This window comes from Tessaracoccus oleiagri (assembly GCF_900103275.1).
Lineage (GTDB): Bacteria > Actinomycetota > Actinomycetes > Propionibacteriales > Propionibacteriaceae > Arachnia > Arachnia oleiagri.
Window position 1 is genome coordinate 422,458 of the sequence record NZ_FNGP01000003.1, and the last position, 21,865, is coordinate 444,322.

20 protein-coding genes, 2 tRNA genes and 1 pseudogene are annotated in these 21,865 nt (G+C 69.2%); 20 read left to right on the forward strand and 3 right to left on the reverse strand.

The features are described 5' to 3' along the window. Positions 1–5: 5 nt before the first annotated feature. From tatC to BLR46_RS09985, 14 genes and pseudogenes are all read left to right on the forward strand, one after another. Positions 6–878, forward strand: coding sequence for a twin-arginine translocase subunit TatC (tatC, locus tag BLR46_RS09925; protein WP_245701637.1), 873 nt, complete (start codon positions 6–8; stop codon positions 876–878). Next, positions 875–1,786, forward strand: coding sequence for a diacylglycerol/lipid kinase family protein (locus BLR46_RS09930; RefSeq protein ID WP_093251562.1), 912 nt, complete (start codon positions 875–877; stop codon positions 1,784–1,786). Before tatC ends, BLR46_RS09930 begins: the two co-directional genes overlap by 4 nt. Next, positions 1,783–4,515, forward strand: coding sequence for a DEAD/DEAH box helicase (locus tag BLR46_RS09935; protein WP_093251565.1), 2,733 nt, complete (start codon positions 1,783–1,785; stop codon positions 4,513–4,515). The genes BLR46_RS09930 and BLR46_RS09935 overlap by 4 nt, the downstream gene beginning before the upstream one ends. A 26-nt stretch (positions 4,516–4,541) precedes the next feature. Next, a complete protein-coding gene (gene hisF / locus BLR46_RS09940) occupies positions 4,542–5,303 on the forward strand; it encodes an imidazole glycerol phosphate synthase subunit HisF (RefSeq protein WP_093251567.1) in 762 nt (253 codons plus the stop codon). Positions 5,304–5,314: 11 nt separating this feature from the next. Beyond that, entirely contained in the window at positions 5,315–5,710 is a 396-nt protein-coding gene (locus BLR46_RS09945) for an HIT family protein (RefSeq protein WP_093251569.1), read from the forward strand. Between the two features lie 100 nt (positions 5,711–5,810). Then, a complete protein-coding gene (locus BLR46_RS09950) occupies positions 5,811–6,302 on the forward strand; it encodes a hypothetical protein (RefSeq protein WP_093251572.1) in 492 nt (163 codons plus the stop codon). A 231-nt stretch (positions 6,303–6,533) separates the two neighbouring features. Then, positions 6,534–8,276 (forward strand): acetolactate synthase large subunit, encoded by a 1,743-nt coding sequence (locus BLR46_RS09955; protein ID WP_093251575.1) that lies wholly within the window; start codon positions 6,534–6,536, stop codon positions 8,274–8,276. Next, complete coding sequence (ilvN, locus tag BLR46_RS09960) at positions 8,273–8,779, forward strand: acetolactate synthase small subunit (RefSeq protein ID WP_093251577.1); 507 nt, start codon at positions 8,273–8,275, stop codon at positions 8,777–8,779. The genes BLR46_RS09955 and ilvN overlap by 4 nt, the downstream gene beginning before the upstream one ends. Before the next feature lie 13 nt (positions 8,780–8,792). Then, on the forward strand, positions 8,793–9,818 hold the full coding sequence (ilvC, locus tag BLR46_RS09965; protein WP_093251580.1) for a ketol-acid reductoisomerase: 1,026 nt from the start codon (positions 8,793–8,795) through the stop codon (positions 9,816–9,818). 103 nt (positions 9,819–9,921) lie between these two features. After that, on the forward strand, positions 9,922–10,440 hold the full coding sequence (locus BLR46_RS09970; RefSeq protein ID WP_093251582.1) for a hypothetical protein: 519 nt from the start codon (positions 9,922–9,924) through the stop codon (positions 10,438–10,440). A 31-nt stretch (positions 10,441–10,471) separates the two neighbouring features. Beyond that, a complete protein-coding gene (locus BLR46_RS09975; protein ID WP_245701639.1) occupies positions 10,472–11,971 on the forward strand; it encodes a flotillin family protein in 1,500 nt (499 codons plus the stop codon). Between the two features lie 36 nt (positions 11,972–12,007). Beyond that, positions 12,008–12,361, forward strand: coding sequence for an MFS transporter (locus BLR46_RS15275; RefSeq protein WP_218118420.1), 354 nt, complete (start codon positions 12,008–12,010; stop codon positions 12,359–12,361). A gap of 12 nt (positions 12,362–12,373) precedes the next feature. Continuing rightward, positions 12,374–13,468, forward strand: a pseudogene (locus tag BLR46_RS09980) (MFS transporter); the annotation flags it as partial. Positions 13,469–13,557: 89 nt separating this feature from the next. After that, positions 13,558–14,298 carry a hypothetical protein gene (locus BLR46_RS09985; RefSeq protein ID WP_093251585.1) on the forward strand — a complete coding sequence of 247 codons (741 nt, stop codon included), beginning with the start codon at positions 13,558–13,560 and terminating at the stop codon, positions 14,296–14,298. On the opposite strand, the gene BLR46_RS09990 is transcribed toward BLR46_RS09985, so the two are convergent. Both BLR46_RS09990 and BLR46_RS09995 read right to left on the reverse strand, forming a co-directional pair. Beyond that, complete coding sequence (locus BLR46_RS09990) at positions 14,245–14,928, reverse strand: SDR family oxidoreductase (protein WP_093251594.1); 684 nt, start codon at positions 14,926–14,928, stop codon at positions 14,245–14,247. The genes BLR46_RS09985 and BLR46_RS09990 overlap by 54 nt on opposite strands. Further along, complete coding sequence (locus BLR46_RS09995) at positions 14,925–15,977, reverse strand: 3-isopropylmalate dehydrogenase (RefSeq protein WP_093251597.1); 1,053 nt, start codon at positions 15,975–15,977, stop codon at positions 14,925–14,927. Before BLR46_RS09995 ends, BLR46_RS09990 begins: the two co-directional genes overlap by 4 nt. A 122-nt stretch (positions 15,978–16,099) precedes the next feature. Here BLR46_RS09995 and cimA point away from each other — a divergent pair, with 122 nt between their 5' ends. From cimA to BLR46_RS10025, 6 genes are all read left to right on the forward strand, one after another. Next, a complete protein-coding gene (cimA, locus tag BLR46_RS10000; RefSeq protein ID WP_093251599.1) occupies positions 16,100–17,674 on the forward strand; it encodes a citramalate synthase in 1,575 nt (524 codons plus the stop codon). Continuing rightward, positions 17,671–18,351 (forward strand): type 1 glutamine amidotransferase, encoded by a 681-nt coding sequence (locus BLR46_RS10005; RefSeq protein WP_093251601.1) that lies wholly within the window; start codon positions 17,671–17,673, stop codon positions 18,349–18,351. The genes cimA and BLR46_RS10005 overlap by 4 nt, the downstream gene beginning before the upstream one ends. 10 nt (positions 18,352–18,361) lie before the next feature. After that, complete coding sequence (locus BLR46_RS10010) at positions 18,362–19,165, forward strand: fumarylacetoacetate hydrolase family protein (protein ID WP_093251603.1); 804 nt, start codon at positions 18,362–18,364, stop codon at positions 19,163–19,165. After that, positions 19,162–20,076, forward strand: a complete 915-nt coding sequence (locus BLR46_RS10015; RefSeq protein ID WP_093251606.1) for a CPBP family intramembrane glutamic endopeptidase — start codon at positions 19,162–19,164, stop codon at positions 20,074–20,076. Before BLR46_RS10010 ends, BLR46_RS10015 begins: the two co-directional genes overlap by 4 nt. 68 nt (positions 20,077–20,144) lie before the next feature. Next, positions 20,145–20,216, forward strand: a tRNA-Gln gene (locus tag BLR46_RS10020). A 27-nt stretch (positions 20,217–20,243) separates the two neighbouring features. Further along, a tRNA-Glu gene (locus BLR46_RS10025) sits at positions 20,244–20,316 on the forward strand. Between the two features lie 150 nt (positions 20,317–20,466). On the opposite strand, the gene BLR46_RS10030 is transcribed toward BLR46_RS10025, so the two are convergent. After that, positions 20,467–21,837: a CAP domain-containing protein gene (locus BLR46_RS10030; protein ID WP_093251607.1), complete on the reverse strand. Its 1,371-nt coding sequence runs from the start codon at positions 21,835–21,837 to the stop codon at positions 20,467–20,469. Between the last annotated feature and the right edge of the window lie 28 nt (positions 21,838–21,865).

Sequence of the window (21,865 nt, forward strand, 5' to 3'; positions counted from 1 at the left end):
GCGCCGTGTCTGCCTCGACCGCCCGCGTGACCGGTGGCGGCCGCTTCGGCTGGCTGAAGCCGCCCAAGGGCGGCCCCGGCGGGACGATGACGCTCATCGACCACATCCGCGAACTGCGCTATCGCCTGACGATCGCCGTGCTCGGGATCGTGGTCTTCTCGGCCCTCTCCGCGTTCTTCTACGAGGACCTCATGCGGTTCATCACCGCGCCCTACGAACAGGCGAAGGCCGACGTCATGGCCGCCACCGGAGGTGCCGCCACGATCGAACTGACCAACGTGGGCGTCGTGTCCCCGTTCACGCTGGCGGTGATCGGCTGCCTGCTCGCCGGGCTCGTCCTCTCCACACCCATCTGGCTGTACCAGATCTGGGCCTTCGTGGCCCCGGCGCTGCTGAAGAACGAGAAGAAGTACGTCCTGGTCTTCGTGGGAGCGGCGTCGCCGCTGTTCGTCATCGGCTGCGTGCTGGGCTACATCGTGTGGCCGCGCGGCGTGGCGCTCATGCTGAGCTTCACCCCCCAGGGGCTGGACATCATCAACCTCCTCGACATGGTCGACTTTCTGCAGAAGGAAGTCATGATCATGCTCGTGTTCGGGGTCTCCTTCGTGCTGCCGGTCCTGCTGGTCATGCTCAACCTGGCCGGCGTGGTGCACGGCTTCCAGCTCGCCAAGGCGCGGAAGTTCGTCGTCCTCGGGTCCTTCGTGCTCGCCGCGGTCGTGACCCCCACCGTCGACCCCTTCTCGATGCTGGCACTGGTCCTGCCCATGACGCTCCTCTTCCTCGTGGCCGAGGTGGTGTGCCGGATCATCGACAAGAAGCGGGGCATCACGGAGGAGTCGTACGCCGAGTTCAACCCCGAACTGGACGTCGGCAAGTGAACGAACTCGCCAAGCCGCGGCTCCTCACGCTGGTCGTCAACCCGAAGTCCGGCGGGGGACGCGCCGGGCGGGCGCTGCCCAAGATCGCGCAGCACCTGCGCGAGACCATGCCGACCACCGAGTTGCACGTCATCCAGTCGTCGAGCTGGGAGGACGCGCAGAACCACCTCCGGGCCGCGGCCCTCGCGGCCCGCGACGGCGACTCGGTGGTGGCGATGGGCGGGGACGGGATGGCGCACCTCGGCCTGAACGCCTGCGCCCACACCGAGGCCACGCTGGGGATCATCCCGGCCGGCACGGGCAACGACTTCGCCCGCGCCGTGGGCGTGCCGAAGGACATCCGGGCCGCGGTCGACGTGATCGCCGAGGGCCGCTGGCGCCGCATCGACCTGTCGCGCGTCGTGAACTCCACCGGGCGCCGGTACGTCGGGGCGGTGGTCAGCTCCGGGTACGACGCGCGCGTGAACCGCGCCACCAACGAGACCCACCTGCGGTTCGGGTCCCTCAGCTACGGCGCCGTCGCGCTGCGCGAACTCGCCAACTTCGCCCCCATGGCCTACCGGCTCGTCATCGACGGCGAGCCGCGGGAGCTCGACGCGATGCTGGTGGCGATCTGCAACACCGGGGTGGTGGGCGGGGGCATGCTGATCTCCCCGGACGCCGACTTCGCCGACGGCCTCCTCGACCTCACGATCGTGCACCCCGTCGGCCGGGGCAAGCTGCTGCGCCTGCTCCCGTCGGTGTACACGGGCAAGTTCGTCTCCGACCCCGCGGTGGAGCGGTTCACAGCCGCCAGCGTCGCCGTCGACGGGGACGACATGTTCCTCATGGGCGACGGGGAGGAGCTCGGGGACGTGCCGGCCACCGTCGAGTGCGACCCCGGAGCCCTTAGGGTGTACACCCAATGACACTGATCGAGGATTTCGCCACCGGCTACGACTTCCCGCTCGACGACTACCAGGTCGAGGGCTGCGAGGCGCTGGCCGCGGGGGAGGGCGTGCTCGTCGCCGCCCCCACCGGCGCCGGCAAGACGGTCGTCGGCGAGTTCGCGGTCTTCCTGGCCGTCCAGCACTCCCGCAAGTGCTTCTACACGACCCCCATCAAGGCGCTCTCGAACCAGAAGTACCACGACCTCGTGGCGCGCTACGGGGCCGAGCGGGTGGGCCTGCTCACTGGGGACCTGTCCATCAACCCGGACGCGCAGATCGTCGTGATGACCACCGAGGTGCTGCGCAACATGATCTACGCGGCGTCCCCGGCGCTCACCCATCTGGGCTACGTGGTGATGGACGAGGTCCACTACCTTGCGGACCGGTTCCGTGGCGCGGTGTGGGAGGAAGTGATCCTCGGCCTGGCCGAGTCGGTGCAGCTGGTGGCGCTGAGCGCCACGGTGAGCAACGTCGAGGACTTCGGCGCCTGGCTCGCGGAGGTGCGCGGCGACTTCGCCACCGTCGTGAGCGAGCGCCGCCCCGTGCCGCTCTACCAGCACGTCATGGTGGGCCGCCGCCTCGTGGACCTGTTCGAGGGGACCGCACCCACCGCGCTGGAGGCGCCCAGCGTGCGCGCCGCCAAGGTCAACCGCGAACTGCTCCAGGTAGCGAGGAACGAGTCCAGCCGCGTCCGCGACGACTCCCGCCGCCCCCGCGGCCGGTCCGGGCGAGGGAAGCCGGGCGGGAGGGGCGACTTCGGCGGGGAGACCCATCCGCGGTTCGCCGAGCGCCCCACGAGCCGTGCCGACGTCGCGCGCGTGCTCCAGAAGGCGCGGTACCTCCCCGCGATCTACTTCATCTTCTCCCGCGCCGGTTGCGACGCCGCGGTCGGGCAGGTCCTGAACTCCGGCGTGGTCCTCACCGAGCCCGCGGAGGCGCGGCTGCTGGGCGAGATCGCCGACCGGCACGCCGCAGGCCTCAGCCTCGCCGACCTCGACGCGCTCGGCTTCGAGGACTTCCGGCTGGCGCTCACCCACGGCGTCGCCGCGCACCACGCCGGGCAGATCCCGGCTTTCAAGGCCATCGTCGAGGAGGGGTTCCAGACGGGAGCTCTGAAGCTCGTGTTCGCGACGGAGACCCTCGCCCTGGGCATCAACATGCCCGCGCGGACGGTCGTGCTCGAAAAGCTGTCGAAGTACAACGGCGAGGCGCACGTCGACATCACCGCGGGCGAGTACACCCAGCTCACGGGACGCGCCGGACGGCGGGGCATCGACGTGGAGGGCCATGCCGTCGTCCTGTGGCAGGCGGGGATGGACCCGAGGGCGGTGGCCGGTCTCGCGTCCCGCCGCACCTACCCGCTCCGGTCCAGCTTCGCGCCGAGTTACAACATGGCCGTCAACCTGATGACGACGATGGGCCGCGACCGGGCGCGCGAGATGCTCGACCAGTCCTTCTCCCAGTTCCTCACCGACAAGACGGTGGTGCAGGCGGCCCGCCAGGACCGACGGATCCGCGAGGACTTGTCCGGCCTCCAGGAGCAGATCGAGTGCCACCTGGGCGACTTCATGGAGTACGCCCAGCTCCGCGACGACCTGTCGCGGCTCGAGTCCAGCTCCGCGAAGCACCGCCGCGCCGAGCGCGTCGCGCAGACCGCGGACTCGATCGCGAGCCTCATGCCGGGCGACGTGGTGTGGGTGCCGCGGCAGGGCTGGAGCGTGGTCCTGCGCACCGGTCAGAAGCCGGCGAAGGGCGCCAAGCCCTGGGTGCAGATCATCTCGCTGGACCACACGGTCCTGAAACTCGAGCCGCACGACTTCCCGGGCCCGGTGGATGCCCAGGGCCGCATCCGCGTGCCCCGGCAGTTCCGACTCAAGGAGCGCTCGGACCGGCGCTCGCTGGTGGCCGCCCTCGGCGCGAAGGTCGAGGAGCTCGACGAGCCGGACTTCGACGACGTCCCCACCGACGAGTCGCACGCGGCGGAGATCCAGCGGCTCCGTCGGGAGATCCGCGACCATCCCTGTCACGCCTGCGAGGACCGGGAACTGCACGCGGTCGCCGCCGCCAGGGTGCTGCGGCTCGAGCGGGAGGCCGAGCGCAACGAGGCCTCCGCGCGAGGCCGCTCGAAGTCTCTAGCGGTGCAGTTCGACCACGTCTGCGACGTGCTGGAGGAGCTCGGCTACCTGTCCGGCGACGACCTCACCGAGGCCGGGTCGATGCTCCGCCGGATCTACAACGAACTGGACCTCGTGGCCGCCGAGGCCATCCGCCGGGGGGTGCTGAGCGACCTCGACCCGCCGCAGCTCGGCGCCGTGCTCAGCTCGCTCGTCTTCGAGTCCCGGCCTGGCCGGGACGTCATCGCGCCCCGGATGCCGGACCTGGCGAGCGAACGCGCCCAGTCGGAGCTCCGCGACGTGTGGCGGGAGGTCGGCGTCATCGAGCGCCGGCACAAGCGTGAGCGTTCCCGCGACCTCGACATCGGCTTCGCCGAGGCGGTCTGGCGCTGGGCGTCCGGGCAGGACTTCGCGAAGGTGCTGCGCCACTCGTCGCTCGCCCCCGGCGACTTCGTCCGCTGGGTGCGGCAGGTCATCGACATCTCCGGCCAGGTGGCCCAGGCCGCCGGACCGGGCGACCTCCGGCGCAACTGCCGCACACTCATCAACCAACTCCGCCGCGGCGTGGTGGCCGCGGACATGGAGGAGGAGTAGCTTCCCGCGGCGGTACCTTGGGCGGCATGGGTGTTTCTGTGCGCGTGATCCCCTGCCTCGACGTGCGAGACGGGCGAGTGGTCAAGGGAGTCAATTTCGTCAACCTCCGGGACGCGGGCGACCCCGTCGAACTGGCCGCGAAGTACTCGGGGGAGGGGGCCGACGAGCTCGTCTTCCTCGACATCTCCGCCTCCTCCGAGGGCCGCGGCACCACGCGTGAGATGGTGACCCGTTGCGCGGAGAACGTCTTCATTCCGCTGTCGGTCGGCGGGGGAGTGCGCAGCGTCGAGGACGTCGACCTGCTGCTGCGCTCGGGGGCGGACAAGGTCGGAATCAACACCGGCGCGCTCGCGCGGCCCCAGGTGATCGACGAGATCGCCCAGCGCTTCGGCCGGCAGGTGCTGGTCCTCTCCCTCGACGCGCGCCGGGACGCGACGATGCCGTCGGGCTTCGGCGTCACGACCCACGGCGGGAGCCGGTCGGCCGGCGTCGACGCCATCGCCTGGGCGAAGGAGGCGGCCAAGCGCGGCGTGGGCGAGATCCTGCTCAACTCGATGGACGCCGACGGCACCACCGAAGGCTTCGACATCGAGATGATCCGCGCAGTGCGCGAGGTGGTCACCGTCCCTGTGATCGCGTCCGGCGGCGCCGGAGAGGTGAAGCACTTCGTCGACGCGGCGAGGGCGGGAGCCGACGCGGTGCTGGCGGCGAGCGTCTTCCACTATGGCAAGCTGACGGTGGGCCAGGTCAAGGACGGCATGCGGGCCGCCGGCATCAACGTTCGATAGGAGCAACACCCATGGACTGTCTCTTCTGCCGGATCGTCGCCGGCGAGATCCCGTCGAAGAAGGTCTACGAGGACGAGCACGCCGTCGCGTTCCTCGACATCTCGCCCTGGCAGACGGGTCACACGCTCGTCGTGCCGAAGCGGCACACGGTCGATGCGCTGGAGGACGAGACGGTGCTCGGGGAGATCGCGCACGCCGTCGTGACGGTCGCGAACCTCCTCAAGGAACGGCTCGGGGCGTCGGCGGTGAACCTCCTCAGCAACGCGGGCGCCGACTCCGGCCAGGAGGTGTTCCACACCCACGTCCACGTCATCCCGCGCTACCCCGACAACCCGGGCATCGGCAACGTGAAAAGCGTAGTCAGTGAGGATATCGAGGCCACCCACCGTCGGTTAGGACAGGCTTAACTCACCCCGCGTGAATCCCGGTTTCGTGGGTGTTTAAAGTTCTTCTTGTTGGAGAACCAGTGCAGTGAAATCTACTGCACGCAACGAAAGGAACACGGTCATGAAGGTAGCTAAGACCGTCGGAATTCTGTCGATCATCGCCGGAATCGTCATGGTCATCGCCGGGGCCGTCACGTGGGGCATGGTCAGCTCGCAGCTGGCCGCGGAGCGCATCACGGTGCCCCAGGACGCCAAGGCGTTCGGCGGCGAGGAGGTGCGTGGCCCCCTGACCGCGTACTACCAGGCCGACATCATCAACACGCACGCCCTGGATTCCACCGAGGGCATGACCTACGCCGAGCTCGGCGCCGAGGTCCGCAAGGCCCAGGAGGCCGGCGATGAGGAACTCGCCGCTGAGTTCCAGCAGAAGCGCACCACCATCATGAACGCGTCGTTCCTGCGGGCGTCACTCTTCACCTCGGTGGTGTCCTACGGCATCGCCGCCCTCGTGATCGGGCTGGGTGTCATGTTCGGTCTCATCGGCTGGGCCCTCATGAGCCTCAAGCCGGCCGTGGCCGACGTCCGCGCCGACCACGCTCACGCGACCGTCTGAGCAGCGTCAGCAACCTCTCGAAACGACAGCGGGTCCGGGGTCTCCCCGGGCCCGCTGTTTCGCGATTCGAGACGCGGTTGACATGGCGGCGCGCGATGCGAAACAGTTGCACTGTGTCAACCACCCGTCTCGTAATTCGCTAAGCGTTTCGCCACCTACGACGAAACGCTCCCTCGTGCGCCTTCCGGCCTCGGGGGTTTTTTATTGGACGGCACAGATGAAGGGATAACCATGGCCAAGCAGGACGGTGAACTACTCACGGGCGCCGAAGCCCTCGTTGAGTCGCTGGAGCGCGTTGGCGTCGAGGTAGCGTTCGGCATCCCCGGCGGGGCCATCCTGCCCGCCTACGACCCCCTGTTCGACTCCACGATCCGCCACATCCTGACCCGCCATGAGCAGGGCGCTGGGCACGCGGCGGAGGGCTACGCGCTCGCATCGGGCAAGATCGGCGTCTGCATCGCGACGTCCGGTCCCGGCGCCACCAACCTCGTCACCCCCATCGCCAACGCGTACATGGACTCCACCCCGCTGGTGGCGATCACCGGCCAGGTGAACTCGGCGGCGATCGGCACCGACGCCTTCCAAGAGGCGGACATCCGCGGCATCACGATGCCCATCACGAAGCACAGCTTCCTGGTGAAGGAGACGAAGGACATCCCACTCGCGGTCAAGGAGGCCTTCCACATCGCAGGTACCGGCCGCAAGGGCCCGGTGCTCGTCGACATCGCGAAGGACGCGCTGTCGTCGAAGGCCCCGTTCGTGTGGCCGTCGGAGCTTGACCTCCCCGGCTACAAGCCGACGGTGACCCCGCACGCCCGGCAGATCCGCGCCGCGGCCAAGCTGATCAGCGAGTCCCGCCGCCCGGTCCTGTACGTCGGTGGCGGTGTGATGGCCGCCCACGCCCACCGGGAGCTGGCCGAACTCGTCGACCTGACCCAGATCCCGGTCGTCACCACCCTGATGGCGCGCGGGGTGTTCCCCGACTCGCACGAGCTCAACATGGGCATGCCGGGCATGCACGGCACCGTCGCAGCCGTCGGGGCGCTGCAGAAGGCCGACCTCCTCGTCGCCCTCGGCACCCGCTTCGACGACCGCGTCACGGGCAAGCTCGACAGCTTCGCCGTCGACGCCAAGGTCATCCACGCGGACATCGACCCCGCCGAGATCGGCAAGAACAAGCCCGTCGACGTGCCCATCGTGGGCGACGTGCGGGAGACGCTCCGGGAACTGGCGAAGGTCCTGGCCGACATGCCGGCGCCCGACGCGGACGCCTGGCGCGCCCAGCTGGGCACCATGAAGGACCGCTACCAGCCGAGGTGGGATCAGGCCCCCGACGGCAAGCTGTCGCCCCAGGAAGTCATCAAGCGACTGGGTGAACTGGCGCCCGCGGACACCATCTTCGTCACCGGCGTCGGCCAGCACCAGATGTGGGCGGCCCACTACCTGCCGCACCAGACGCCGAACACCTGGCTCAACTCCGGCGGCGCCGGCACCATGGGTTACTGCGTCCCGGCGGCCATGGGCGCCAAGGTCGCCGCGCCGGATCGCATGGTGTGGGGGATCGACGGCGACGGCTGCTTCCAGATGACCAACCAGGAGCTCGTCACCTGTGCGGTCAACAACATCCCGATCAAGATCGCGGTGATCAACAACAACGTGCTGGGAATGGTCCGGCAGTGGCAGAGCCTCTTCTACGAGAACCGCTACTCCAACACCGACCTCGCCACCGAGACGTGGCCGAACTTCCCGATGCTCGCCGAGGCGATGGGCTGCGTCGGTCTGCGGGCCACGAACGAGGAGGAGATGGAGGACGTCCTGGCGAAGGCGATGCAGATCAACGACCGCCCGGTCGTCGTCGAGTTCGTCGTCCACAAGGACGCCATGGTGTGGCCGATGGTCCCGGCCGGCACCAGCAACGATGAGATCAAGGTGGCGCGCGACATGGCGCCCGAGTGGGAAGAAGAAGTCCTGTGACCGCGTACACGCTGAGCATCCTCGTCTCCAACCGGCCGGGCGTCCTGACCCGGATCGCCGCGCTCTTCTCGCGTCGTGGCTTCAACATCGAGTCGTTGGCCGTCGGCCAGACCGAGCGGCCCGAGCTCTCCCGGATGACCGTCGTCGCACAGGTCGACGACGCGGCCGCCCTCGAGCAGATCGTCAAGCAGCTCAACAAGCTGATCGAGGTCCGCAAGGTGCTCGAGCTCGATGCCAACGCCGTCCAGCGCGAGATGATCCTCGTGAAGGTGAAGGCCGACGTGACCAGCCGCAGCCAGATCATCGACGTGGTGGGGCTGTTCCGCGGCAAGGCGGTCGACGTGTCCAACGACTCGATCACCATCGAGGCCACGGGCAGCCGCGACAAGCTCGACGCGTTGCTCAATATGCTTGCCCCACACGGCATCCAAGAACTCGTCCAGTCGGGGCAGGTCGCGCTCGGTCGCGGCGCCAAGACCCTTGCGGGCAAGACCAACAAGTAAAGGAAGAAATCACATGGCAGAGATGTTCTACGACGACGACGCCGACCTCTCGATCATCCAGGGTCGTCACGTCGCCGTCATCGGCTACGGCTCGCAGGGCCACGCCCACGCGCTGAGCCTCCGCGACTCCGGTGTCGACGTGCGGGTCGGCCTGCGCGAGGGCTCCCCGTCGGCCGCGAAGGCCGAGGCCGAGGGCCTGCGCGTCCTGCCGGTGGCGCAGGCCGTCGAAGAGGCCGACCTGATCATGATCCTCGCCCCCGACCAGGCGCAGCGGAAGCTGTACGCGGAGGAGATCGCCCCCCACCTCGTCGCCGGTGACGCCCTCTTCTTCGCCCACGGCTTCAACATCCGCTTCGGCTACATCGAGGCTCCCGAGGGCGTCGACGTCTGCATGGTCGCCCCCAAGGGCCCCGGCCACCTCGTCCGTCGCGAGTACGTCGACGGCCGCGGCGTGCCCGCCATCATCGCCGTCGAGAAGGACGAGACCGGCAACGCGTGGCCGCTCGCGCTGTCCTACGCGAAGGCCATCGGCTCCCTGCGCGCCGGCGGCATCAAGACCACCTTCACCGAGGAGACGGAGACCGACCTCTTCGGCGAGCAGGCGGTGCTGTGCGGCGGCGCCTCGGCGCTGATCATGGCGGGCTTCGAGACCCTGACCGAGGCCGGCTACCAGCCCGAGGTCGCGTACTTCGAGTGCCTCCATGAGCTGAAGCTCATCGTCGACCTCATGTACGAGGGCGGCATCGCCAAGCAGCGCTGGTCGATCTCCGACACCGCCGAGTTCGGCGACTACGTCTCCGGCCCGCGCGTGATCGACGCGCACGTCAAGGAGAACATGAAGGCCGTCCTCGCCGACATCCAGTCCGGTGCGTTCGCGAAGCGCTTCATCGACGACCAGGACGCCGGCGCGCCCGAGTTCAAGCGGCTCCGTGCCGAAGGCGAGGCGCACCCGATCGAGGCCACCGGCCGCGAACTGCGCAAGCTGATGAGCTGGGTCAAGTCCGACGATGACTACACGGAGGGCACCGCGGCGCGCTGATCCGCGGCCGACCACCGACGTGACCGGGGCAGGGGAATGATTCCCCTGCCCCGAACCGTCCCGGAAATCGATAGGCTGGGTCCGCGAACCTAGGAGAGTGGACGTGACCGTATTCCTGATCATCGGGATCCTCGGCCTGATGATCGTCGGGCTCTCCCTCCTGTTCGGTGAGGCCATCGACGGCCTCCTGGACCTCGACTTCCTCGGCGGTGACCTCTTCTCCATCGCCAGCATCGCCGCCTTCCTCGGCGCCTTCGGCTTCGGCGGCGTCATCTCGCTCAGCATCGTCGACGTCACCTGGATCGCGGTGGTCGTCGGAATCCTCGCCGGTATCCTCGCCGGGTGGGGAGCGGCGGCGTTGACACGCTGGCTCAAGCGCGGCGAGACGGCCGCCTCGTTCCGCTCGGACGCCCTGGTCGGTGCCGCGGGACGGGTCATCACCGCCATCCCCGACGGCGGGTACGGCGAGGTGCGCATCTACCTCGGCGGCCGATCGCACAAGCGAGCCGCCAAGGCCGACCGCGCGATCGCGAGCGGCACCGAGGTCTGGGTCTCCAGCATCCTCTCTCCCACGGCTGTGGAGGTAACCCCCGCGGCCGGAATCGACCCACCCACCCACTGAAGCCGCACCACCACAGAAAGAAGCGTCGTCCGTGCCTGAGATCCCGTCCCTGTTGTGGGGCGTCGGCGGCATCGTGCTGCTCGTCGTCCTCATCATCTGGCTCGTCGCGAGCCGCTACAAGGTCGCCCGACCCAACGAGGCCTACATCATCACCGGGCAGAAGGGGAGGGCCGTCACGAATCCGGAGACCGGCCTCGTCTCCACGGACCTGTCCGGCCAGAAGGTCATCATGGGCGGTGGCGTGTTCGTCATCCCCTTCATCCAGCGACTCCATGTCCTCGACCTCTCGTCGCGACGCATCATGGTCACCATCCGCAACGCCGTCTCCGGCCAGGGCGTCAAGCTCAACCTCGACGGGGTCGCGATCGTCAAGGTCGGCGGCAACGAGGACTCGATCCGGGCCGCCGCGCAGCGGTTCCTCATGCAGCAGGACGAGGTCGAGACGTTCACCCAGGAGACGCTCGCGGGGTCGCTGCGCTCCATCGTCGGTTCCCTGTCCGTGGAGCAGATCATCCGGGACCGCGCGGCCTTCGCGCAGCGGGTCGCCGACGAGGCGGAGGCGTCCCTGACGGGGCAGGGCCTCGTGCTCGACACCTTCCAGATCCAGGACATCACCGACGACGGCTCCTACCTCTCCGACCTGGGGCGGCCGGAGTCGGCCCGCGTCGGACGGCTCGCCGCCGTCGCCGAGGCGGAGGCCCGTCGCGAGGCCGAACAGGCCCGCATCCTCGCCGAGCAGGAGATCGCCATCTCCGAACGCGCGCTCGTGCTCAAGGAGGCGGAGATCCAAGCGGAGACGGACGCCGCCAAGGCGCAGGCCGCGGCCGCGGGGCCGCTCGCCCAGGCCGACCGCGACCAGGCGATCCTCGCGGAGCAGGAGAAGGTCGCCGTCCGGCAGGCGGCCCTGAAGGAACGCCAGCTCGACACGGAGGTCCGCAAGCCCGCGGACGCGCGACGCTACGAGGTGGAGACCGACGCTCAGGGTCGCCGCCAGTCGGAGATCTACGAGGCCGAGGCACGCAAGGCCGCCTCCATCGCCGCAGCCGAGGCCGAGGCCGAGCGGCAGCGGCTCACCGGCGTCGGCGAACAGTCACGTCGCCAGGCGCTCGCAGAGGCCGAGGCCTTCGAGGGCGCCAAGCGGGGCGAGGCGGAGAAGGCCCGACGCATCGCCGAGGCTGACGCCATCCGCGCCGAGGGCGAGGCTCAAGCGGCGTCGATCGCCGCCGTCGGCAAGGCCGAGGCCGACGCGATGGACCAGCGGGCCGCCGCCTTCGCGAAGTACAACGAGGCCGCGGTGCTGCAGATGCTCATCGAGGTGCTGCCCGAGGTCGCGGAGAAGGTGGCCGCGCCCATGGGCGCCATCGACAAGCTCACCGTCATCTCCACCGACGGGGCCGCTGCGCTGCCCCGTCAGGTCAACGACAACGTGCTCCAGACGGTCGAGATGGTCAAGAACACCACCGGGATCGACCTGCTGGGCTACCTCCAGCAGCGTACGGCGGGCACCATCAAGGGCGACGCGCAGGAGTGACCCCCGGCTGGGCCGTCCCGGGATTAGCGTGGGACCATGACCACGCAGCGAACGGCCCAGCCCCGGACCTTCGACGGCGACGATTCGGCGCTGCTCGGCATCGTCCTGGCAGTCATCACCTTCTGGCTGTTCGCCCAGACGACGATGAACATCGGCCCCCTCATGGCGCAGGACGTGGGGATGCCGATGGAGGTCATGAACATCGCCATCTCCCTGTCGGCGCTGTTCTCCGGCATGTTCATCGTCATGTTCGGCAGCTTCGGCGACCGCTACGGACTGAAGAAGATCGCGCTGCTCGGCAACCTGTTCAACATCGCCGGCTCGCTGCTCATCGCCGCCGCAGTGGGCGGGGCGGCCTCGCCGATGATCCTGGTCGGGCGCATCCTGTAGGGACTCGCGGCCGGTTCCATCATGCCCACCACCATGGCGCTCCTCAAGGTGTACTGGGACGGACCCGCCCGCCAACGGGCGGTGTCGATGTGGTCCATCGGTTCCTGGGGCGGTTCCGGGCTGACGGCCGTCTTCGGCGGCTTCATGGCGTCCACCGTGCTGGGCTGGCGTTCCATCTTCGTGATCCGCGCCTTGATCTCGGTGGCTTCGATCCTCCTCATGCGCCAGATCCCGGAGGCCGCGCCGGGCGCTGGAGCCCAGGGCCGGACGGACTGGGTGGGGATCATCAGTCTGGCCGTGGCGCTCGCGGCCCTGCTCATCGTCGTCACGCAGGGCTCCGCACTCGGTTGGACGAGCCCCGCCACCTGGGGACTCATGGCGGCCTTCTTGGTGGCCATGGGCGTATTCCTCAACACCGAACTGAAGACCGCGAGCCCCTTCGTGGACTTCGGCCTGTTCCGCAACACGGTCTTCACCGGCGCCACGATCTCCAACTTCCTCATCAACGGCACCGCCGGCGCGCTCACCGTCTCGCTCTGGGTGCTCCAGGGGGCCGGTGGCCTCAGCGCGGCGCAGGCGGGCTACATCACCATCGGTTACGCAGTGTTCATCATCGCGTTCATCCGCGTGGGGGAGAAGCTGCTGCAGCGCTTCGGGCCCAGGCGGCCCATGCTGTGGGGAACGATCATCGTGCTCGCCTCGATCGGCATGCTGATGGCCACCCAGACCCTGCAGTGGCAGTACGTCATCCTCGCCGCCGTGGCGTACTCGCTCTTCGGCCTGGGCCTGGCGTTCTACGCCACACCCTCCACCGACGCGGCGCTGTCCAACCTGCCCGACGCGCAGGTGGGCTCGGGCTCGGGCATCTACAAGATGGCCTCGTCGCTCGGGGCGGCGTTCGGCGTGGCCGCCTCGGCCGCGATCTTCACGGCGCTGGAGACGACCGGTGTCGACATCGTCGGCGCGGCGATCGAGTTCACCGGAAGACAGGACAATGTGGCGATCCGCGAGGCCGGCATGGTGGGGCTCGGCTTCAACGCCCTGATGGCCATCGCGGCGCTGATCTCGATCGTGATCTTTGTCCCCAAGGGCAAACGGGATCGGTGACGAGTTCTCCACAGTCCCCGGGTTTCGCCTCGCATTGACGCCGGCTGCGGGTTGACTGGCCGTCCGACCACCGAAGGAAGGACAGCGAAATGCAGGTTGGAGAGCAGTGGGGCCACAGGGCCACGACGCAGACGAGGCAACTGCAGCGCGCGGAGATCATCGAGGTCATCCCGCGGCCGAAGAAGGACCGCTACATGATCCGGCTCGACGATGGACGCGAGCGGGAGGTGTCGGGATCCACCCTGGTCTGCGCCTGGGAGGACGCCGACGCGTGGCACGCGCAGAAGGCCATGGAGGACCTCGTGAACCGCCAGTGCGGCGAGCGCGACGGCGCCGAAGCGGTGCGGCGGATCTTCCAGCTGATTCCCGAGGACGTGGCGGAACTGCGCTCGGGCCGGGTCCTGATCCGCGACGAGGGGCGATTGGAGACGCGCCTCGGCGTGAGGGCCGAGGACCTGTACGCCGAGTGCGGCAGGCTGCCACAGGAGGAGGGCGGGGTGCTCACGTCGGCGCTCGCCGCCGAGCGGATCGCCGTCGCACTGTGCCGAAGGTACCCCGCCTCCGCACTCAGCTCCGTGCCGCCGATGGTGGACCCACCGCCGTATGAGCGGGAGGAACGGCGCTGGGGGCGGGGTGACGCGCGCGACGTGATCCGTCGCTGGTGCGGGCTGGACGCGGTGGAGGCCTTCGAGGGCCGAGGGGCCCTGGCGTCCGAACTGGTTCGCCTCGCCCGGCTGGTGGACCAACTGGGCGAGGCTGTCGCCGCGCTCGGCGCGTCAGGTGATCGTGACCGGCCGGATCTGCAACTCGTCGATGTTGGCCTCGGGTGAGGTGTCGATCGCGAGTCGCACGGTGGCCGCCACGGACTCGGGCCGGATGTAGAGCTCGGCCTGGTACTCGCGGCCGTCGCGGGCCATCATCGCGCGCTGCATGTCCGTGTCGATGCGCCCGGGGTGGATCGAGGTGACACGCACGCGGCCGCGCTCCTCCTCGCGGAGCGCGTCGGTGAAGGCGCGCAGCGCGAACTTGGTGCCGCTGTAGAGGGCGCCGCGGCTGGTGGAGCGGAAGCCCATGCCGGAGTTGATCGTCAGCACGTGGCCGCGTGTCTCCCGCAGCTTGGGCAGGAGCAGGCGGGTCAGTTCGGCGACCGCGAACACGTTGACCTCGAACATCTCGCGGAAGTCCTGCCGAGTGCTCTCCTCGACGGTCTTCGCCATCTCGACGCCGGCGTTGTGCACCAGCACGTCGACCCGCTCGACGCCCGCGGCCGCGTGGGCGAGGGCGCTGTCGTCGCGGAGGTCGGCGATGAAGGGTTCGGCGTCGCCGAGCTCGGCCACCATGGCGTCGACGCTGCGGGGGTTGGTTCCGCCCACGAGTATGCGGTGGGTCCGCACCAGCTCACGTGCGATCGCCGCGCCGAGCCCGCGGGAGCCGCCGGTGATCAGCGCGACGGGCCTCATGCGAGCCGTCCGGCGATCCGGTCCCCGGTCTCGGTCGTGGAGGTCCGCGACGAGCCGCGCTCGGCGATGTCGGTGGCCACCGCTTCGTCGATACGGGCCGCCAGCTCCCGCTCGCCGAGGTGGTCCAGCAGCAGCGCCATCGACGAGATCGCCGCGGTCGGGTCGGCGATGCCCTGGCCGGCGATGTCCGGGGCCGAGCCGTGCACGGGCTCGAACATCGACGGGTAGTCGCCGGAGGGGTTGATGTTCGCGGACGCGGCGAGCCCGATGCCGCCGGTGACGGCCGCGGCGAGGTCGGTGACGATGTCGCCGAAGAGGTTGTCGGTGACGATCACGTCGAACTGCGACGGGTCCACCACCATGGCGATCATCGCGGCGTCGATGTGGAGGTAGTTGGTCTCCACGTCGGGAAACTCGGCGCCCACCTCGGTGAAGACGCGGTTCCACAGCTTGCCGGCGTTGACGAGCACGTTGTGCTTGTGGAGGAGGGTGAGCTTGCCGCGTCGGCGCTGGGCGCGGGCGTAGGCGTCGCGGACGACCCGCTCCACGCCGAAGGCGGTGTTGACGCTGACCTCGGTGGCGAGCTCCTGGGGCGTGCCCGTGCGGACGGCGCCGCCGTTGCCGCAGTAGAGGCCCTCGGTGCCCTCGCGGACGACGACGAAGTCGATCTCGCGACCCTCGACGACGTGCTGGGCAAGAGGCGTGGGCACGCCGGGGTAGAGCCGGGACGGGCGCAGGTTGACGGCGTGGTCGAGTTCGAAGCGCAGCTTGAGCAGCAGCCCACGCTCCAGCAGGCCGGAGGGGATGGACTTGGAACCGGGCGCGGCACCGACCGCGCCGAGGATGATGGCGTCGACGCCCTTGATCTCCTCGAGCACCGATTCGGGCAGCACCTCGCCGGTGCGCTGCCAGCGCTCGGCGCCCAGGTCGTACTCGTGGAAGTTGAAGGCGCCGGGGCTCACCGTCTCCAGGACCTTCAGTGCCTCGCGGGTGACCTCCGGGCCGATGCCGTCGCCCCCGATAACCGCGATGTTCTTGCGCTCAGTCATGTCGAGCAGCCTAGCGATCTCCGACGGGACGACCCCCGTCGTGGATGTCCATTGTCCACAAGTCGAGACGATTCCCGCACAACTGCTTGTATATTGCGCTGCAGTCCGGACAAGGAGAAGCCATGCCCAAGCTGCCCCAGCGGCCCACCGAGCTGCACATCTTCGACACCAGCCTGCGCGACGGTGCGCAGCAGGAAGGCCTGCGCCTCAGCGTCAACGACAAGCTTCGGATCGCGGGCTACCTCGACGAACTGGGCGTCACGTTCATCGAGGGCGGCTGGCCGGGCGCCAACCCGGCCGACACGGAGTTCTTCTCCCGCGCCGCCAAGGAACTCGAGCTGCGCCGCTCGAAGCTGGTCGCCTTCGGCGCCACCCGCAAGGCGGGCGTGCGGGCCTCCGAGGACGCGCTCACCCGCGCGCTCGTGGACGCGGGCACCGACTACGTCTGCATCGTCGCGAAGAGCCACGACGAGCACGTCACCCGCGCGCTGCGCACGACGCTCGAGGAGAACCTCGAGATGGTCCGCGACACGGTCCAGTTCCTCATCAGCGAGGGCAAGCACGTCTTCGTCGACTGCGAGCACTTCTTCGACGGCTACCGCGCCAACCCCGATTACGCGATCCAGGTGGTCCGCACCGCGCACGAGGCCGGCGCCGAGGTCGTCGTGCTGTGCGACACCAATGGCGGCATGCTGCCCAGCTGGATCGGTGAGATCGTGGAGGCGGCAGCCGCCACGGGCGCCAACCTCGGCATCCATGCCCACAACGACACCTCGTGCGCCGTCGCGAACTCGTTGGCGGCCGTCGAGGCCGGCGTGATGCACGTGCAGGGCACCTTCAACGGCTACGGCGAGCGCACCGGCAACGCCGACCTCTCCGCCCTCATCCCCAACCTGCAGCTGAAGTACGGCTGGGACGTCCTCCCCGCCGAGCAGCTGGGCGAGCTCACCCGGATCGCGCACGCGATCGCCCTCGTCGCCCACCAGCCGCTCCTGAACCGCCAGCCCTACGTCGGGGGCGCGGCGTTCGCGCACAAGGCCGGGCTGCACGCGTCGGCGATCAAGGTCGACGAGAACCTCTACCAGCACATCGACCCGTCGCTGGTCGGCAACGACATGCGCATGCTGATCTCCGACATGGCGGGCCGCGCGAACATCCAGATCAAGGGCGAGCAGCTCGGCTTCGACCTGACGGATCGCGAGCTCGCCGCTCGCATCACAGACGTCGTGAAGGCCCGCGAGGCCGAGGGCTACTCGTACGAGGCCGCCGACGCCAGCTTCGAGCTGCTGCTGCGCGACGAGCTCGGGGTGCTCGAGCTGCCCTTCGAGGTGGACTCCTGGCGGGTGCTTACGGAGGAGCGCAACGGCCACGGGCTGTCCGAGGCCACCGTGAAGGTGAAGGCCAACGGGGACCGCCGCATGGTGGTGAGCGAGGGCAACGGCCCGGTCAACGCCCTCGACGGCGCCCTCCGGGAGGCCGTCGCCGCCGTGTACCCGGTGGTGGAGGGCTTCGAGCTGACCGACTACCGGGTCCGCATCCTCGACGAGGGCCACGGCACGGACGCGGTCGTGCGGACGCTGATCGACACCTCGTACGAGGGCCGGACGTGGACCACGGTCGGGGTCGGCACGGACGTCGTCGAGGCCTCCTGGGAGGCGCTGCGCGATGCCATGGTCTACGGGTTGCTCCACAGTTGATCACCGTCCTGCGCCCCGACGTCGCCGTCGGGATCGACCGGTTCGGGGACTGGCTCGGGCTGGAGACCGAGGTGCTCGACATCTTCGACGGGCACCCCGTGCCCACGCTGGACGAGTGCAGGGAGGGCATCATCCTGCTCGGCGGCCGACCGAACGCGCTGGACGACAGCCGGCCCTGGATGTTGCCGCTCCGACGGTTGTTGCGCGACGCGGTCGCCGCCGACCGGCCGGTCCTCGGCATCTGTCTCGGGCACCAGGTGCTGGCCCACTCGCTGGGCGGCGAGGTGACCGTCGGGCACCCCACCGGCGGTGAGCACGGACCGCGGCGGCTCGCCTGGACCGACGAGGCCGCCGAGGACCCGTTGTTCTCCGCACTGGCCGGGCTCGGCGAGGTGACCGTGGCCGAGTCGCACTTCGACGTGGTCACCCGCCTCCCCGAGGGTGCCGTCGAGTTGGCCGCGACCGAGAAGTACCGCAACCAGGCGTTCCGGCTCGGCAGCGCGGTGGGGGTGCAGTTCCATCCCGAGGCGCCGCCCGAGCGCATGGCCCAGTGGGCCACGAACCGGGGGCAGGACAGCGGCGCGATGCTGGAGCAGATGCGGGCCGTGGACGACGAGGTGTCGGCGACGGGGGAGCGGATCGCCCGCGCCTTCGCCGAGCAGGTGGCCCGACACTAAGCTGGGCGCCATGCGCATTGCACGTTTCGCCAAGGACGGTATGGAGCCCACCTACGGGATCATCGAGCTCGCCGTCGACGCCGGGGACCACCCAGACACCATCGCTGCACTCACGGCCGACCCGCTCGCGGGCGTGCCGGTGAACTACACCGGCGAGCGCTTCGACCTCGACGAGGTGCGCCTCCTCGCCCCGGTCATCCCCCGGAGCAAGGCGGTGTGCATCGGGAAGAACTACGCCGACCACGCCAAGGAGATGGGCGGCGAGGTCCCGGAGCAGCTGCTGGCCTTCTTCAAGCCCAACACGTCGGTCATCGGGCCGGGCGAGCACGTGGTGCGCCCCGCCGGGGTGCGGGAGCTGCACTACGAGGGCGAGCTCGCCATCGTGATCGGCCGCTTCTGCAAGGAGGTGCCGGCCGAGCGGGTCAAGGACGTGATCTTCGGCTACACCATCGCCAACGACGTCTCCGCGCGCGAGTGGCAGCGAGGCGACGGCCAGTGGTGGCGGGCGAAGGGATCCGACACGTTCCTCCCGCTCGGTCCGTGGATCAACACGCACCTCACGATCGAGGAGGCCTCCCAGCTCGGGATCCAGACCCACGTGGGCGACGAGCTCCGCCAGGACGGCAACACCCGCGACATGGTGCGCGGCATCGTCGACCTCGTCGTGGAGATCACCAAGTCGATCACGCTGCTGCCCGGCGACCTCATCCTCACCGGCACGCCCGCCGGGGTGGGCGCCGTGGAGGACGGCGACGAGGTGAGCATCAGCATCGACGGGCTCGGCACCCTGACCAACAAGATCATCTCCGAGTGAGCGAGACGATCCTGCACCAGGGGCCGCCGGAGGACCCACCGTCGGGGGTCACCTACCCCCTGGTGCTGCGCCCTGCCCAACTGTTCCGTCTCGCCTTCGGCGTGCTCACCGCGTTGGCGGGTTTCGTCGTGGTCGTGCGCTTCGTCAGCGAGGTCGTGCTGCGCATCGGCTTCCTGCTGCGGGGAGGCGGCGACTACGCGGCGTACGCAGCCTCGGCGCTTGCCTACGAACTCCCGGAGGGGCTGCTGGCGGGCCATCTCGGGCTGGCGTCGCTCACGTTGGTCGTGCTGGCGATCATGCGTTTCCTGCACGGCAGGGCGCCGCGGTGGACGTTCTCCGTGCAACCGGGCATGCGCTGGCGCTACCTCCTCGTGACCCTTGGGATCGCCTTCGTGGTGCTCAATGGGATGCTGTGGCTCAGCTTCCTGTGGACGGGGGCCCCCGAGTTCAACTCGGGCCAGCTGTACGCCGGCTGGTTCGTGCTCGTGGTGCTGATCTCCTCGCCGCTGCAGGCGCTCGCCGAGGAGGTGTTCTTCCGCGGGTACGTGCTGCAGGCCATGGGGTCGGCCAGCGGGAGGGCGTGGGTGGGCATCGTGGGCTCGGCGCTGCTGTTCGCGCTCATGCACGGCGTCCAGAACCCGGCGCTGTTCGTGCACCGCTTCGCCTTCGGGATCGTCGCGGGCTGGCTGGTGGTGGCCACGGGCGGGCTGGAGGCGGGCATCGCGGCCCACGTGATCAACAACCTCGGTGCGTTCGGCTACGCGATCTTCACCACCAGCGTCGCCGATGCGCGTGCCATCCAGTCCATCACCTGGGGGAAGGCCGCCTGGGACATCCTGACGTTCACGGTGTTCGCGCTCGTCGCGTGGTGGATGGGGAGGCGGATGCGGGTCGCCACGACGACGCCCTGAGCCCCGATTTTGCGTAACCGCCGGGAGTTCTGTACAGTTTCTTCTCGTGCCAGCCGCACCGAAAACCTAGGGGTATGGGGTAATTGGCAGCCCGACTGATTCTGGTTCAGTTAGTCTTGGTTCGAGTCCAGGTACCCCTGCGGAGGAGAAATCCTCTATCCCTACATGGCCCCGTTGTGTAGCGGCCTAGCACGCCGCCCTCTCAAGGCGGTAGCGCGGGTTCGAATCCCGTCGGGGCTACAAAAGGAAGACCCCCTCGAAAGAGGGGGTCTTTTTGTATCTGCACCCTCGGGTGCGGCGGCTGACTGCCGCCCCGAACCCCGACCAACCACCGACAACGAAAGAGGACCCCATCCCGAGGGAGGGGCCCTCTTTCGTCGGTGCCGTCGGTCAGCGCGGCGCGGCGAAGGTCTGCGTCCAGTACATCCCGTAGGTGCTGTTGTCGTTCGACACCATCGCCGCGGCGAACTCCGTGAAGTTGGGGTTCATGATGTTGCGGCAGTGGCCCTCGGACTTCATCCAGGCCTCCATGACGGCGGTGACCGACCGGTGTCCGGCGGCGACGTTCTCGCCGACGGTGCGCCAGTCGTAGCCCGTGTCCGACACGCGGCTGCTCATCGAGCTGCCGTCGGAGCCGGTGTGCGACATGAAGTCCTTGGTGGCCATGTCGGTGCTGTGGCGCTGGGCTGCCTTGGCGAGGAGTGCGTCCCAGGAGAGCGCGCGGGCGGGGGCCATCTTGGTGGTTCCGCAGGTCGCCCCCGCGGCCCGTGCGCGGTTCACAGCGGTGAGGAGGTCGGATCCCACGCCGTCCGGTGTGGGCGACGGGGCCGGCGCGGCGGTCGCCGGTGCGGTGCGCGTCAGGGTGAACTGGTTCGAGTAGACGGTGCCGGTCGGGGTCGAGGCCGCCACGCGGAAGGTGTACTTGCCGGGGGTGTTGGCGCCGTACGTGAGCGGGAGGGTGAAACCGCCGCTGCCGTTGGACTTGGTCACCTGGGAGGTCGACCAGTGGCCGCCGATGAGGACCTGGGTCGAGACCCGGCCACCGGCGTAGCCGTGGACGGTGCCCCAGGTGTAGGTGGTCTGGTTGATCTCCTTGGTGCCGGCCGAGTAGGCGTCGACGCGGTAGGAGCCGCCGGTGCGCTGGAGGGCGAAGGGCTTCGAGTAGACGACGCCGCGGGGAGTGCTGGCGCCGACGCGGAAGGTGTACGTGCCCGGGGTGTCGGCGCCGTAGGTGAGCGGGATGGAGAAGTATCCCGACGAGTTCGCCGTCCGCACCTGCGAGCGGCCCCAGCCGCCGCTCAACTGGACCTCGGTCCACACGCTACGGCCGGCCGCGGAGGGGAGGGTCGCCCAGGTGTACGTGGTCTGGCCGACGGGCTTGCTGCCCGCGGAGCTGACCGTAAACGACGTGCGGGCGAGGGTGAACTCCTTCGAGTAGACCGTGCCGGCCGACGTGGCGGCGCCCACTCGGAACTGGTACTGACCCGGCGTGGTGAAGCCGTAGGTGAGCTCGAGGGTGTAGTTGCCGCTGCCGTTGGTCCGGCTGGACTGGGAGCGGGCCCAACTGCCGCCCAGCTTCACCTCGGTCCAGACGTCGCGGTTCGGTGAGTCGGAGACGTTGCCCCAGACGTAGGTGCTGTACCCCACCGGCTTGGTGCCGGCACTGTCCGCGCTGACAGAGGGCGCCGCGAGGGCTGGGGGAGTGAGGCCCACCAGTACGATCAGCGCCACCAGGGGCGCGAGGAAGTTGCGTAGCTGCATGTGCCGATGCTAAGGATCTTTCAGACCC